The 14,551-nt window shown below is 65.0% G+C and carries 13 protein-coding genes; 10 read left to right on the top strand and 3 right to left on the bottom strand.

The genetic code is table 11. The annotated features are described in order from the left end of the window. Positions 1-29: 29 nt before the first annotated feature. From ACSLGO_RS10065 to ACSLGO_RS10055, 3 genes are read left to right on the top strand one after another with little or no spacing between them, the layout of a single operon-like run. On the top strand, positions 30-2,828 hold the full coding sequence (locus tag ACSLGO_RS10065; protein WP_436401027.1) for a hypothetical protein: 2,799 nt from the start codon (positions 30-32) through the stop codon (positions 2,826-2,828). Further along, positions 2,813-3,310: a hypothetical protein gene (locus ACSLGO_RS10060; protein ID WP_263128655.1), complete on the top strand. Its 498-nt coding sequence runs from the start codon at positions 2,813-2,815 to the stop codon at positions 3,308-3,310. Before ACSLGO_RS10065 ends, ACSLGO_RS10060 begins: the two co-directional genes overlap by 16 nt. A gap of 21 nt (positions 3,311-3,331) precedes the next feature. Then, positions 3,332-4,219, top strand: a complete 888-nt coding sequence (locus ACSLGO_RS10055) for a hypothetical protein (RefSeq protein ID WP_436401026.1) — start codon at positions 3,332-3,334, stop codon at positions 4,217-4,219. Positions 4,220-4,344: 125 nt separating this feature from the next. Here ACSLGO_RS10055 and ACSLGO_RS10050 read toward each other — a convergent pair whose 3' ends face one another. Further along, positions 4,345-5,625: an RNA polymerase sigma factor gene (locus tag ACSLGO_RS10050; RefSeq protein WP_386886337.1), complete on the bottom strand. Its 1,281-nt coding sequence runs from the start codon at positions 5,623-5,625 to the stop codon at positions 4,345-4,347. A 4-nt stretch (positions 5,626-5,629) separates the two neighbouring features. Next, the gene (locus ACSLGO_RS10045; protein WP_436401025.1) at positions 5,630-6,073 is read right to left on the bottom strand and encodes a YciI family protein; all 444 of its coding nucleotides are present in this window, start codon (positions 6,071-6,073) and stop codon (positions 5,630-5,632) included. A gap of 174 nt (positions 6,074-6,247) precedes the next feature. Between ACSLGO_RS10045 and ligA the strand changes: the two genes are divergently transcribed. Continuing rightward, positions 6,248-8,494 carry an NAD-dependent DNA ligase LigA gene (ligA, locus tag ACSLGO_RS10040; RefSeq protein WP_436401024.1) on the top strand — a complete coding sequence of 749 codons (2,247 nt, stop codon included), beginning with the start codon at positions 6,248-6,250 and terminating at the stop codon, positions 8,492-8,494. Continuing rightward, positions 8,491-9,291 carry an inositol monophosphatase family protein gene (locus ACSLGO_RS10035; RefSeq protein ID WP_436401023.1) on the top strand — a complete coding sequence of 267 codons (801 nt, stop codon included), beginning with the start codon at positions 8,491-8,493 and terminating at the stop codon, positions 9,289-9,291. The genes ligA and ACSLGO_RS10035 overlap by 4 nt, the downstream gene beginning before the upstream one ends. A 35-nt stretch (positions 9,292-9,326) precedes the next feature. Here ACSLGO_RS10035 and ACSLGO_RS10030 read toward each other — a convergent pair whose 3' ends face one another. After that, positions 9,327-9,578, bottom strand: coding sequence for a hypothetical protein (locus ACSLGO_RS10030; RefSeq protein WP_091606418.1), 252 nt, complete (start codon positions 9,576-9,578; stop codon positions 9,327-9,329). Between the two features lie 315 nt (positions 9,579-9,893). Here ACSLGO_RS10030 and ACSLGO_RS10025 point away from each other — a divergent pair, with 315 nt between their 5' ends. The 5 genes from ACSLGO_RS10025 to gatB all read left to right on the top strand — a co-directional run bounded on the left by ACSLGO_RS10025 (position 9,894) and on the right by gatB (position 14,471). After that, positions 9,894-10,340 carry a TraR/DksA family transcriptional regulator gene (locus tag ACSLGO_RS10025; RefSeq protein ID WP_263128661.1) on the top strand — a complete coding sequence of 149 codons (447 nt, stop codon included), beginning with the start codon at positions 9,894-9,896 and terminating at the stop codon, positions 10,338-10,340. A gap of 147 nt (positions 10,341-10,487) precedes the next feature. Next, on the top strand, positions 10,488-10,982 hold the full coding sequence (locus ACSLGO_RS10020) for a GNAT family N-acetyltransferase (RefSeq protein WP_325786600.1): 495 nt from the start codon (positions 10,488-10,490) through the stop codon (positions 10,980-10,982). Positions 10,983-11,146: 164 nt separating this feature from the next. Then, a complete protein-coding gene (gatC, locus tag ACSLGO_RS10015; RefSeq protein ID WP_091606413.1) occupies positions 11,147-11,443 on the top strand; it encodes an Asp-tRNA(Asn)/Glu-tRNA(Gln) amidotransferase subunit GatC in 297 nt (98 codons plus the stop codon). A gap of 8 nt (positions 11,444-11,451) precedes the next feature. Then, positions 11,452-12,954: an Asp-tRNA(Asn)/Glu-tRNA(Gln) amidotransferase subunit GatA gene (gene gatA / locus ACSLGO_RS10010; RefSeq protein ID WP_091606411.1), complete on the top strand. Its 1,503-nt coding sequence runs from the start codon at positions 11,452-11,454 to the stop codon at positions 12,952-12,954. Further along, a complete protein-coding gene (gene gatB, locus ACSLGO_RS10005; RefSeq protein ID WP_091606402.1) occupies positions 12,954-14,471 on the top strand; it encodes an Asp-tRNA(Asn)/Glu-tRNA(Gln) amidotransferase subunit GatB in 1,518 nt (505 codons plus the stop codon). Before gatA ends, gatB begins: the two co-directional genes overlap by 1 nt. Positions 14,472-14,551 lie beyond the last annotated feature (80 nt).

Here is a 14,551-nt window from a genome sequence, read left to right as displayed (position 1 = left end):
TCGTATCCAGTTCAACCCGGGGGAAACCATTGAGCATCGACATCGCAGCGTTCGAGGCTGTGCTGCCGGATCCGGAAGTGATCCGCACCGCGGCTTCCGCGCTGGTCAGCGCCGTCGGCGACGTCGTAGGTACCGCTGAGGAGTCCGCAGCCGCATGGGGACACCTGCAGTCACCGGATGTGTATGACATTGCCGGTTCCGAGGTGGTCTTCAACGCCTTCCGGCCGGTTACGTCATCCGCCGCCGATCTCGATGCGGACGTCGGTACCGTCGACAAAGCTGTCCTGGCCTACGCGGATACCGTGGATGCCCTGAAGGTGCGGCTGGACGCGGTGAAGGCAGACGCCGCCAACTTCTTCTCCCGGATCCGTGGACGCAGCCAGGACGACTGGGACGACGACGAAGGCCTGATCCAAGCTGAGCAGAACATTATCGGCGATCTGAACCGGCTGTACTCGGACCTCCAGGAAGCCCAGCGCGTCTGCGCCAACGCGATCAGTGCCATCTACGGCGGCCCGAAGTATGTGCTGACCACTGAAGAAGGCGCCGGAACAGGCGAGGTGGAGTTCGGCTTCAGCGGAGAACAGCTCGATGCCGCTGCGTTGGAAGGCAACGTTCCCTGGGGGCAGCCTACCGAATGGGATAAACCCTGGTACCGGGACGCCTGGGACGGCGTGGCCTCCTTTGGCAAGGGTGTTTGGAGCGGTGTTACCGGCACAGTCACCGGACTCGGCAATATGGTTGGTCTCGGCGGCGCGGAGGCCTTCGAACAGACCTGGAAGGGACTGGGGAACCTCGCGGTCAACCTCGCCATCATGACCAGCCCCGTGGTCCAGATTGCCCTGCATGCCAGCGGCAACAGTGACCGTGTTCAGCAGGCGGGGGATGAATTGCTGGCGGTTGGCAAGGCAGCCATCCACTGGGATGAGTGGCAGACCGATCCCGCGTACGCTGCCGGAGCGACGTCGTTCGACCTGGCTTCGATCCTGCTGACGGCCGGTGCGGGTGCTACGGCGAAGGTCGGTTCCGTGGCGGGGAAGATCGGTGACATAGCCAATGCCTCCGGCAAGGTCTCGGCCGTGGTGAATGCCTCTGGCATCGGCAAGGTAGCCGGCGTGACGGTGAAGGTTACCGACGCCGCGCAGGCGTTCAAGATCAATGCGATCACCACGGTGGTGGATACCTCCCGCGTGACCGTGGGGAAGGTCGGCGCTGCGTGGCAGGCAGCGGATCAGTTCCTGATCGACTCGGGCCGGGCGGCTGTGAACAAGGTGGATGCCGCGCTGGCCAACGCCGGCCACGGCCGCTTTGGCACGCCCGCGGTGGCCGGTGCTGGCGGAGGGGGCACCCGCGTCATGGCCTTCACTCCGGATACTCCGCTGGCTCGGACCGGCAGTGGTTCGGGGGGCGGGGCCACCGTCCCGCATTCCACGACGACGCCGGATGCTCCGGTGCGTACGAACGTTCCCGAGTCCTCCGGCGGCGGCCGGACATCCGCTCCGGATGCCCCGGTGCGCAGCAACGGAACTGGTGCCGAACCGGCGTCAGGCAGGCCCGGGCATGCCGTGCCGGAGGACCGCACGCCGTCGGGAAAGGCAACGGATACTTCTGCTCCAGCGGCGCACGTTGACGTCGACGACGCACGCCCGGGTGCGAAGGGCGATCCCGACGATGTGCGCCCTGGTGCTGCAGCGGTTGACGATGCCGCCGGCGGACCACGGAACGGTGACGCTGATTCGCCAGCGTCAGCTGACGCGCCGGATGCGCCGAATGCACCAGCGCCCAAGCCCGTTGTGCACTACGACGCTGAGGGCCGGGTAGAGAGGGTGGACCTCGGGGACCGCACGCATGCTGTCTCGACCCGGAACGACCAGATTGCGCAGCTGCAGCGTTCCCTGGATCCTGCGACGTGGAAGAACACCGACGATTTCCTTGCGACCCATCTTCCGACGGCGGAGTTCCAGGCCCTGGATGGGCTGCGCGGCCCGGACGGTAAGCTGCCGCCGAATGTGGTGGAGACGCAGGTTGCTGACCTGTTGGAGAAGGCTTTCGACGGCGAGGTCCGTGGACCTGTTCGCCCCGGTGCCGGCCCGCTGGAGAACGCGCTGCGGGGAATCCCAACTCGCTACTACTACGACCTGACCGATGCGCAGGCGGTCCTGGTGCACGACGTCCGGCATTTGCTGGGCAGCGGGGACATCAGCCAACCGTTCCAGAAGATCATGGGGGCTGAGGATGCCCGCATAGTCCTGGCCAATCAGGACCGCTATGCAGGCAGTATGGGCGGGTTCATCTCGCAGGCGTCGGACACGGCACTACTGCGGACCGTGGACGAGATCATTCTCGGCCTAAGGCTGGATTACACCCTTCCGCACAACGGCGGAATGCCCTACAAGGTGGGAGAAACCGAAGCCGTATACGCGGTGCGTTTCCACGCGCAGAACGCAGCCCCCATACACATCCCGGACTATTCCAACCATCTCCGCGTCGAGGAGCTGCGCCGTGACCGGGTCGCAGAGCAGGTCAGAGAGGCCAACGGAGCCCTCACGCCCGAAGATATTCGGCTCATGGAGCAGGATGTCGCAACCTACCGGGAACACGCGAACACCGAAGGGGGAGCAGGAACACTTGCTGACCGCGCGGAATGGCCGAACACCGGTCATGGCCTCACGAGCAGCAGGGTTGAAGCTTTGCCTGTGGTGCCGGAACTCAAGGTCGACAGGGGTGTGATAATGGAATCGGGTGCGGAAATGTGGCGGATCGACAGGGACGGAAACGAAGTATTAGTGGGAGTCTTTAATCAAAAAACTGGATGGATGAGCCTGTAATTATGTGGCGAAAAGACGGGACAAAACTCACAGGAAATTACGGGACATGGAAGGGACGAGAATTTGAGCTGTGGTCGCTGAAGCCATATGAAGGGTATCTGACCTTGGTGCAGAACGGCGGCGATTCGCCAGGACCGGAATGGCACACTGCAACCTTTCCGAACCGATTTGCAAAAACGCCCCTTGCCCACAGCTTGGATGTCCCGGCAGACGAAGTTACCAACCGACACAGCGTCGAGGTGACGGGGAATATGGGTCCGGGACGTAAATTTGTGCTCATCGCGGAAGATGATGAGGGGAATCTGGCTGTGGAAAGCATTGACCCGATGGCTGCGCAGTACAAGCGCCAACTCATCAACAACCACAATTTCAAGCCGTTTAGCGAGAATGAACCGTTGGAACACGTATTTGTCGGTGGCTGGCTTCCCGCAGACCGAGTTCGGGATATCAGAGTAGAAACTATTCCATATGGCACTGACTGATTGACCTACCGAAGGGTAGTAATGACTTTTTTGCAGAAGGCGTTGAGTCCGGCGCAGGTTGAGTTCCTGGTAGGTGGTAACCGGGATACGGTTTCGGGGTTTGTGGTGAACGCCGGGGATGCTGTGAATGCGCGGACGCCGGAGGACTTGTTTGCTGTTCATGGCCTGGATTTCCCGGGGTCGCCGTGGGACCGGGGCGCCGGGTACGTTGATGTGCTGCGGTTCCAGGTGCCGTTGTCCGTGTCTGTGCACGATGCGGCGGATCCGGAGTTTGTGGACCGTCCGCCGTTTACGGGGACGGGTTTCGCGGCGTGGTCCGGTGGTGTGGTGCCGTCGTATTTCCTGGATGAATGTGCCATTCCGCCGGGAGCCGAGCTGTGGCGTATCCGGGCCGGGCAGCCCGAGGAACTGATTGCCGTCTATTTTGAGGTGGCGACCGGCTGGGGTGTGTCCGATGCCTCGGGGATTTCCCGGCCTGGTACGCATACCCCGTCGCACATTATGGGCTGGTCCGCGGTCTGGCAGGGGCAGGTGTTCCGTGCAGACTTGGTGAATGAAGGCCGTTCCGTTGAAGTGGCGGCCACGTCGGATCCCGGGGTGGAGGGTTTTGAGCGGACCCCGAAGGGGGTTTGGCGCCGGACGGTGGGACTGGGGGAGATCCAGGACTTCTATGAGCTGCTGGCAACGTGTTCGTGGCAGGGTGAGCCGTTCAGGATCACCGACGTAGCCCAGGGCGAGGATGGGCAGGTCTACCGGTTGTTCTATACGGGGCATAACGCGGACCGGGCCGAGGCGTTGGGGCTGAACAAGGCTGATGCCGGCGTGTATTGGACGGTCGTGCCGGAGTCGCAGGTGCAGGATGTTCAGGTGGTCCAGAACCGGTTGCCGTCCCTGGCGTTCCGGGGGTGATCAGGTGAGATTCGCCGAGGAGAAATCCCGGAGATCATTATTGCCGGACGGGGCGAGTATCACCGAGCGTTCCGCTGGGAAGACCTCAGCGACGTCGTGCTGACCGAGCACGATCTGCTGACGCGCTAAGGCATTCCAGCCGCACGGCGCTCCAGGACCTCCCGCTCCCGGTCATTGCGCGCCAGCGAGGCGGCAGCACTGAATTCAGCCCGTGCCTCTTCCGCCCGGCCGAGGCGGGAGAGAAGTTCAGCCCGTACGCTGGGCAGCAGATGCGAGCCGCGGAGCGCACCCGAGGCAGCAAGCCGGTCCACCATCTCCAGAGCCGTTGCCGGACCGGTCGCCATGGAAACCGCAACGGCGCGGTTTAGCTCCACCACAGGAGACGGTGCCAGCCGGCCCAAAGCCTCATACAGCAGCACGATCCGCTGCCAGTTCGTACCCTCCACACTCGGCGCAACCGTATGGCACTGCGCGATCGCGGCCTGCAAGGCATAGTTACCGCGGCCCCGCCCCAGAGCATCAGCTTGGGCCATGGCAGCCTTTCCGCGCTCAATCTGTGCTCGGTCCCACAGCGTGCGGTCCTGCTCGTCGAGCAGCACTGGGGACCCGTCCGCGCGGGTTCGAGCGTGGAACCTCGATGCCTGGAACTCCATCAGGGCCACCAAGGCGAGGGCCTCAGGCTCCTGCGGAACGAGCCGGGACAGCAGCCGCCCCAGCCGCAGTGCCTCTGCTGCCAGGTCCTGGCGCATCCACGACTGTCCGGCGGACGCAGCGTATCCCTCCGTGAACAGGAGGTAGATCACCGCGAGCACCCCGCCGAGCCGGGCTCCCCACTCATTCGGTACCGGAACATCAAACGGCACCCTGGCCGCCGCCAGCGTCTTCTTTGCCCGGACAATCCGCTGCTGCACAGCGGCCACCGGAAGCAGGAACAGCCGGGCAATCTCCGCGGTGGACAGCCCACCCACAATCCGAAGGGTCAACGCCACCTGCGCTTCACGGGACAGCACCGGATGACAGGCCACGAAGATGAGTTTCAGGACGTCATCCGGCAGCGGATCCCACTCCGGGGCGGCTTCGTCCCGGAGCCCCCGACCCAGGTCCGCGTAATGCTCCTGAAGGCGCTCAGCCCGCCGCCAGGCGTCGATCGCGCGGCGCTTCGCGACGGCGGTCAACCACGCAGCCGGGTTCCGCGGCACGCCCTCGGCCGGCCAGGAGGCCAGGGCCTCAGCCACCGCTTCCTGGGCAACGTCCTCCGCCAGACCCAGATCCCCGGTGGCACGGGCCAGGGCCGCGACAATCCCGGCACCGTCAATCCGCCAAACGGCGTCTATCCTGTGGCGGACTGCCGCGGCCGCCGCGTCCTCACCAGCCGCGTCCTCTGCCGCCGGGTTTACGGAAGCCATGGCGCTAGGGGTTCTCGGCGCGCAGCTTCTCCTCCTGCTCGCGCCAGCCTTCTTCCTTCTGGATGTACTCGTTGTTCGCGAAGTCCTCGAAGTCGGAGGCATCGGTAACCCGCCGGACTTCCAGCTTCGCGCCGGGGCCAAGCGGGCACCGGCTGGCCCACTCCACAGCCTCCTCTTTCGAGGAGGCCTGAATGATCCAGAATCCGTTGAAGAGCTCGTGGGTCTCGCCATACGGTCCGTCGGTGATCAGCGGCGGGTCCTGGGCGAAGTCCACCAGGAAGTTGGCATCCTCCGTGACCTCGGCCAGTCCTTCGCCGGCCAGCAGCACTCCGGCGTTGATCATTGACTCGTTGTAGGCGCCCATGGCATTGATGATCTCTTCAAACGGCATGTCCTTGGACGCTTCAACGGCCGCATCAGTGGTCCGCATAATCATCATGTACTTCATGGCATTCTCCTGACCTCTTTGGGGGAGTGCGTTGTGCGCCTCCTACTATGCCGTCGAACGGACCGCCTGGATATCGACAGCAGGCGGGAATTTTTTCCCGGACCCGGGACGCGCGGCAGCCGGCAGGCCCCGCAAAGCTCCCGCCGCCGTCGTACATACGGCAAGATTGGGTAGGTGAGCACAGCCAAGACCTCCCCCGAAGAAGCCGTCGACGCCGTCAGCACGGACACCCCTCCCAGCGACAGCCTGCGCGAAGAATATGAGACTCTCTCCGACCAGGTGCGGAAGTACCGCTTCGCGTACTACAACGAGGACGCGCCGCTGGTCTCTGATGCCGAGTTCGACGAGCTGTACCGCCGGCTTGAGAAACTCGAGGCACTCCACCCGGAACTGGTGACCAACGATTCCCCCACCCAGGAAGTTGGCGGCGAAGTGTCTGCGGCGTTCGCCCCGGTGGAACACCTCTCCCGCATGTACAGCCTGGAAGATGTCTTCTCGCTGGATGAACTCGACGCCTGGGTCAAGCGCGCCGAAGCGTCCATTGCCTCTATCGCACCCGGGTCGAAGGTCCGCTGGCTGACCGAACTGAAGATCGACGGCCTGGCGGTGAACCTGCTGTACCGCAACGGCGAGCTGGTCCGGGCCGCCACCCGCGGCGACGGCACCACCGGCGAGGACATCACCCACAACGTCCTCACGATTACCTCCATCCCGCGCCGCCTCCAGGGGGAGAACCTTCCCTCCGAGGTCGAAATCCGCGGCGAGGTCTTCATTCCGTCCAAGGAGTTCACCCGCCTCAACGAGAAAATGGTCGACGCCGGGAAGGCGCCGTTCGCAAATCCGCGCAACGCAGCCGCCGGCTCGCTGCGGCAAAAAGACCCGAAGGTCACTGCGGAACGCCCGCTGAGCATGTACGTGCACGGCATCGGCGCCCGGGAAGGCCTGGGAGCCGCCAGCCAGTCGGAGACCTACGAGCTGCTCAAGGCCTGGGGCCTGCCCACCTCGCCCTATTACAAAGTGCTGGACACCTATGACGAAGTGCTGGAGTTCATCGCTGTGAACGGCGAGCAGCGGCACAGCCTGGCCCACGAGATCGACGGCATTGTGGTCAAGGTGGACGACTTCGCGCTGCAGCGCGCGCTCGGCCACACCTCCCGGGTGCCGCGCTGGTCCGTGGCGTACAAGTATCCGCCGGAGGAAGTGAACACGAAGCTGCTGGACATCCGGGTGAACGTGGGCCGCACCGGGCGCGTCACGCCGTACGGCATGATGGAGCCGGTCAAGGTAGCCGGATCCACTGTGGAGATGGCCACCCTGCACAACCAGGACGTGGTGAAGGCCAAAGGCGTCAAGATCGGTGACACCGTGGTGCTGCGGAAGGCCGGCGACGTCATCCCCGAAATCGTGGGTCCCGTCGTCGCACTCCGCGACGGCAGCGAACGCGACTTCGTAATGCCCACGCACTGCCCCTCCTGCGGCACCGAGCTGAAGCCGGCGAAGGAGGGCGACGTCGATATCCGTTGCCCCAACGCCCGTTCCTGCCCGTCCCAGCTGCGCGAGCGGGTGTTCCACCTGGCCGGACGCGGAGCCTTCGATATTGAGGCACTGGGCTGGGAAGCTGCGATCGCGCTGACGTCCCCGGCGGAACCGCAGACCCCGCCGCTGACCAGCGAGGCAGGGCTTTTCGACCTGAAAATCGAAGACCTGGCAGACGTTCGGATCGAACGGCCCAAACGGTCCAAGGGCGTCGTGGTGGGTACCGAGCTGGTTCCCTACTTCTACACTAAGGGCACCGCGAAGAAGCCCTCCGAACCGTCGGCCAACACCCGCAAGCTCTTCGAAGAACTCGAAAAGGCCAAGTCCCAGCCCCTCTGGCGCGTATTGGTGGCACTGTCCATCCGGCACGTAGGCCCGACGGCGGCACGCGCCCTCGCCACTGCGTTCGGCTCCATGGAGAACATCCGGGCAGCCACCGAGGAGCAGCTCGCGCACGTGGACGGTGTTGGCCCGACCATCGCGGCAGCACTGGAGGAATGGTTCGCCGAAGACTGGCACGTGGAAATCGTCGACTCCTGGGCCCGCGCCGGCGTCCGCATGGCCGACGAACGGGACGACTCCCAGCCCCGCACCTTGGAGGGCCTCACCGTCGTCGTCACCGGCACCCTGCCGAACTTCAGCCGTGACGAGGCCAAGGAAGCCATCATCACCCGCGGCGGCAAGGCCTCAGGCTCCGTCTCCAAGAAAACCGACTATCTGGTGGCGGGGGAGAACGCCGGCACCAAGCTGGACAAGGCTGAGTCGCTGGGAGTTCCCGTCCTGGACGAGGACGGATTCCGCCAGCTGCTTGAAAACGGACCTCTGGACTCAGGTTCGGCAGACAACGCAGAAGATAACGCAGAGGACGAGGAAACCACGCCATGACCAAAGCACCCGCCCCTGACCCGCTGGAACTGCTCGACGTCGCCCGGCAGGCAGCTGCCGCCGGGGCAGCTGTGCTGGCCAAACGGTCGGAGGCGGGGCTGCACGTTGAGAACAAGGGTGCCTCCGGCGACTGGGTTACCGCCTATGACACCGAGGCGGAATACGCGGTCCGGGAGATCATTCACCGGCTGCGCCCCTTCGATGCGGTGACCGGTGAGGAACTGGAGGCCAGCGTTCCGGAGGATCCCTCCGGTATCCGCTGGTCCGTGGACCCGCTGGACGGGACCACCAACTTCATCCGCAACATTCCCTTTTACGCCACGTCCGTGGCCGCGGTGAACGCCGACGGCGAGTGGCTGGCCGGGGTGGTCCACGCACCGGCGCTGGTGCGTGTCTACTGGGCTGCGAAAGGCCACGGCGCCTGGCTGGCAGAGCACGGCACCCTTCGGCAGCTCAACGGCCCGGACCCCGACCAAACGGGCCGGCTGCTGGGCACGGGCTTCTCCTACGAACCTGTTGTCCGCGCCGAACAGTACTCCGCGCTGGGGGAGCTGATGGACGGATTTGCTGACCTGCGCAGGCTCGGCTCGGCAGCACTGGACCTGTGCATGGTGGCTGACGGCACCCTGGACGCCTATGTGGAACGCGGCCTAAACGAGCACGACTTCGCGGCCGGTGCGCTCATCGCCGAGGAGGCAGGGCTGACGGTCAGCCGTCCCGGCTCGCCCGACCGAAAAATGGGCGACGCCGAGCGGCTGGCAGCGGTGACCACGGCCTGGCTGGTGCCCCCGGCCTAAGCGGGCTCAAGCGTGGCCGTGTGGATGCCGGACGCTTAGTAGGCGCCGGTCCAGGACGGGACAGACGTCTTTGAGTCGACCGTGATCTTGTTCCGGTCCATCACAATGACGTGCCCTTTCCAGTAATGGAAGTTGTCCACCACGGCGTCTTCCATGACCTGGACAATCACGCCCATGGTGCTGCAGCCGTCACAGCGGCTGGCCCCCATGACACGCAGCTTCACGGAGCTGATGCCCTTTTGGCAGCTGACGATCATGCCCGGAGCAAGCCGGATTTCCTGCTTCATGTCTACCCCCAGTAATAGAACTCCGTTGCGAGACCAATCAGCAACGGTGAAGTGAGACTAGCCAAAGATCGCCGGAAAAGGGCCGGTCCGGACTACCCGATCTCTGCCCGAGGCGAAGAATTATGGGTTTCCTGCGTCGGTCTTGAGCAAATCTTGAGCTTTGGGCCACTTGGGCCACACCGGCCCCTCCCGCCGCGGGGATGTAGCGGAGATTTAAGCCCAGAGGAAAGCGGCCGTTGAAGGGGCAGGAATTTGGCGTTCCCGCGCGGATAATGGGACAACTTAGCGAGATCCATGGACCCGGAAGGACGCCCCATGCCACGTAAAGTTACAGCGGCATCGCGCAAGCTGGCACCAGTCGTCACCGCACGTGTCCAGGAACAGAAGCTCCAAACGCCCAAGGGCCTGGACACCGCCCGCTTCGCCGCGATTCTCGACGAGCACATAGACTCCGCCCGCGCCAAGATCGACGCCGTGCTTGCGGATATCCGGGAAGTGACTGCGGCTGCCAAGGACACACCTGCGGATGACGAGCATGATCCAGAGGGCACCACCGTCACCGTGGAGAGGGCGAATGAGGTTGCCATGCTCTCCGCGCTCGAAGCTTCCCTTGTGGAACTGCTGGACGCCAGGGTGCGGCTCGACGACGGCGCCTACGGAATCTGCGAACGCTGCGGCGAACCCATTCCCGAAGCCCGGCTGGAGATCCGTCCCGAGGCGCGCTTCTGCGTTGCCTGCGCCGCTGCCGCCCGACGCCGCTGATGACCGCCCGCTGACGGATGCCCGCCTGCCGCCGGACCCTCCGGCCTGAGCCGCTGTGTGCGCCGTCACCACCGGCGCATGGAGGTGCGGGTGCGCCGATAGAATCATCCGTGGAAATCAACCACCACGTAAGGATTCGTAACACCCATGAGCATCACCGTCCGGCGGGCAACACCGGCTGACTATGAAGACATCCGCCGGATCACCCGCGAGGCATACCTCAAGGCGGGGTTCATAGACGCTGACAATCCCTACGTCCAGGAGCTGGAGAACGTTGAACACCGGGACCAGCACGCCGAACTCTGGGTAGCGGAGAAGGACGGCGCCGTGGCTGGTTCCGCGGCCGTTACGTTCGCCGGGCAGCCCTACACGGACATCGCCGTCGAAGGTGAACTCGAATTCCGCATGCTGGCCGTTGACCCTGCCGTCCAGCGCGGGGGAGTGGGCCGCGCCCTGGTCACCGCAATCGTGGAGCACGCCCGGAGCCTGGACGGAATCCACGCCGTTTCCCTCACCAGCATGACCAGCATGCTCGGCGCGCACAGCATGTACCTGTCCCTGGGCTTCGAGCGCGTGCCCGAAAGGGACTGGACTGTTCCGGGCGAAGACTACGTGCTGTGGGTCTTCCGGCTGGAACTCTAGCTCCCGGTCAAACGCAGGCATCGGCGTCGGACGCTGCCTTCACACCCGCCGTGAAGCAGCCGCGCCCTGCATGTCCGGCCACCGAACCGGCAGCCCAAACGCCGTAGACTGGTACGGATACCGGCGTAAGGCCGAAAATACTGCATAAGACGCATGGGAGACTCATGTCTGAGATCAATCGTGAGGCTGTGGCGCATCTGGCGCGGCTGGCCCACATTGAGATGACCGATGACGAGCTGGACAAAATGGCCGGCGAACTCGATGTCATCGTGGATTCGATCAAATCCGTAAGCGAAGTTGCCGGCGAGGACATCCCGGCTACCTCCCACCCGATCCCGCTGGCGAATGTGTTCCGCGAGGATGTCGTGGGGCAGACGCTGACCAATGAGCAGGCCCTGTCCGGTGCTCCGGACAACGCCGAAGGCCGCTTCAAGGTCCCTGCCATCCTGGATGAGGAGTAAAGACTTCCATGAGTGAACTGATTACCTCTCCCGCTGCCGTTTTGGCGGAGAAGCTCGCCGCCCGCGAGGTTTCCGCCGTCGAGGTCACCCAGGCCCACCTGGACCGGATTGCCGATGTGGACGGCGAGATCAACGCCTTCCTGCACGTCAACACCGACGAGGCACTCGAGGTTGCCGCCGGTGTGGACAAGGCCCGCGCTGCCGGCGAAGAGCTGCACACGCTTGCCGGCGTTCCCATCGCCATCAAGGACCTGATTGTCACGGTGGGCCAGCCCACCACTGCCGGATCCAAGATGCTTGAGGGCTGGATGAGCCCGTACGACGCCACCGTGATCTCCCGGATCCGTGCCGCCCGCATGCCGATGCTCGGCAAGACCAACCTGGACGAATTCGCCATGGGTTCCTCCACCGAGCACTCCGCCTACGGCCCCACCCGCAACCCGTGGGACCTGGACCGCATTCCCGGCGGCTCCGGCGGCGGCTCGGCAGCAGCAGTGGCCGCTTTCGAAGCACCGCTGGCCCTCGGCACGGACACCGGCGGCTCCATCCGCCAGCCCGCGTCCGTCACCGGTTCCGTGGGCGTGAAACCCACCTACGGCGGCGTCTCGCGCTACGGTGCGATCGCCATGGCCTCCTCACTGGACCAGATCGGCCCGGTGTCCCGGACCGTGCTGGACGCCGCGCTGCTCCAGGAAGTCATCGGCGGACATGACCCGCGCGACTCCACTTCCCTGACCGACCCGGTGGGCAACCTCGCCGAAGCCGCCCGCAACGGCAGCGTCGCAGGTATGCGCATCGGCGTCATCAAGGAACTGCAGGGTGAGGGCTACCAGCCCGGCGTGCAGGCCCGCTTCGACGAGTCCCTGGAACTGCTCAAGGACGCGGGAGCGGAAATCGTTGAGGTTTCCTGCCCCAACTTTAAGTACGCCCTGGGCGCGTACTACCTGATCATGCCCTCGGAGGCCTCCTCCAACCTGGCGAAGTACGACGGCGTCCGTTACGGCATGCGCCGCCTGCCCGCCGACCCGCCGCTCACCATCGAGCGCGTCATGGGCGCCACCCGCGCCGCCGGTTTTGGCGACGAGGTCAAGCGCCGCATCATCCTGGGCACCTACGCCCTCTCCGCCGGCTACTACGACGCCTACTACGGCTCGGCCCAGAAGGTCCGCACCCTGATCCAGCGCGACTTCAGCGCCGCCTTCGCGCAGGCTGACGTGCTGATCTCCCCGACCTCGCCGAACACCGCGTTCAAGCTGGGGGAGAAGCTGGACGATCCGCTGGCCATGTACCTGAATGACGTCGCCACCATCCCGGCCAACATGGCCGGCGTGCCCGGCATCTCCATCCCCGGCGGCCTGGCCGACGGACTGCCGGTGGGCATCCAGTTCCTGGCACCGGCCCGCGAAGATGTGCGTCTCTACCGTGCCGGCGCGGCACTCGAAGGCCTGCTGGAGCAGAAGTGGGGCGGCCCGCTGCTTGCCTCGGCACCCGTACTCGGAGGAGGAAAGTAATGTCCGTGCACACCCAGGAAGAGACCCTTCCCTTCGAAGAGGCCATGGAGAAGTACGACCCGGTGCTGGGATTCGAGGTCCACGTGGAGCTCAACACCAAGACCAAGATGTTCTCGGACGCTCCGAACGTGTTCGGCGACGAGCCCAACACCAACGTGACCCCCGTGGACCTTGGCCTGCCCGGCGTGCTGCCGGTGGTGAACAAGACCGCCGTGGAGTACTCGATCCTGATCGGCCTGGCGCTGAACTGCAAGATCGCCGAATCCTGCACCTTTGCCCGGAAGCAGTACTTCTACCCGGACACCCCCAAGAACTTCCAGACCTCCCAGTACGAAGACCCCATTGCGTACGACGGCTGGCTGGACGTTGAGCTTGAGGACGGCTCCGTGTTCCGAGTCGAAATCGAACGCGCGCACATGGAAGAGGACGCCGGAAAGCTCACCCACATGGGCGGCGCCGCGGGGCGTATCCAGGGCGCCGACTTCTCCCTGGTGGACTACAACCGTGCCGGTGTCCCGCTGGTGGAAATCGTCACGAAGCCGATTGAGGGCGCCGGTTCCCGCGCGCCTGAACTGGCCAAGGCCTACGTGGCAGCCATCCGGGAAATCGTGAAGAACCTCGGTGTTTCCGACGCGAAGATGGAGCGCGGCAACGTCCGCTGCGACGCGAACGTTTCCCTGCGCCCGCACGGCCAGGAAAAGTTCGGCACCCGCTCGGAAACCAAGAACGTCAACTCGCTGCGCGCCGTCGAACGCGCCGTCCGCTTTGAGATCCAGCGGCACGCCGCCGTCCTCGAATCCGGTGAGAAGATCGTCCAGGAAACGCGCCACTGGCACGAGGACACCCGTTCCACCACCTCGGGCCGGCCGAAGTCCGACGCCGATGACTACCGGTACTTCCCGGAACCGGACCTGCTGCCCGTGGTCACCACGGAAGAGTGGATCGAGGAACTGCGCTCCCGGCTGCCCGAGCCGCCTGCCGAGCGCCGCAAGCGCCTGAAGGCAGACTGGGGCTACTCCGACGCGGAGTTCCGTGACGTCGTCAATGCCGGCGTGATGGAAGCCATCGAGGAGACCATCGCAGCCGGCGCCTCCGCCCAGGTGGCCCGCAAGTGGTGGATGGGCGAAGTCGCCCGCCGCGCCAAGGAAGCCGAAGTCGATCCGGTGGACACCGGCGTGACGCCCGAGCTGATCGTTGAGCTGGACCGCCTGGTCCAGGCCGGCAAGATCAACGACAAGCTGGCCCGCCAGGTCCTCGACGGCGTCCTCGCCGGCGAAGGAACCCCGGAGGAAGTCATCGAAAAGCGCGGCCTGGCCGTGGTTTCCGACGACGGCGCCCTGCTCGAAGCCATCGACGCCGCCCTCGCGGCAGCACCGGACGTTGCGGACAAGATCCGCGGCGGCAAGATCCAGGCCGTCGGCGCGATCGTCGGCGGGGTCATGAAGGCAACCCGCGGACAGGCAGACGCCGGCCGCGTCCGGGAGCTGATCCTGGAACGCCTGGGCGTTTCCGCCTAGCTGCACCAAACCTGGAACGGCCCCGGGGCCGGTGCTGACGGTCAATCCCACCCGATGCACCGGAACCGGGGCCGTTCCGC

Origin of the sequence: Arthrobacter sp. IK3, from assembly GCF_051337705.1 — a bacterium.
Classification (GTDB): Bacteria; Actinomycetota; Actinomycetes; order Actinomycetales; family Micrococcaceae; genus Arthrobacter_B; species Arthrobacter_B koreensis.
This window is presented reverse-complemented; position numbering and strand designations above follow the sequence as displayed.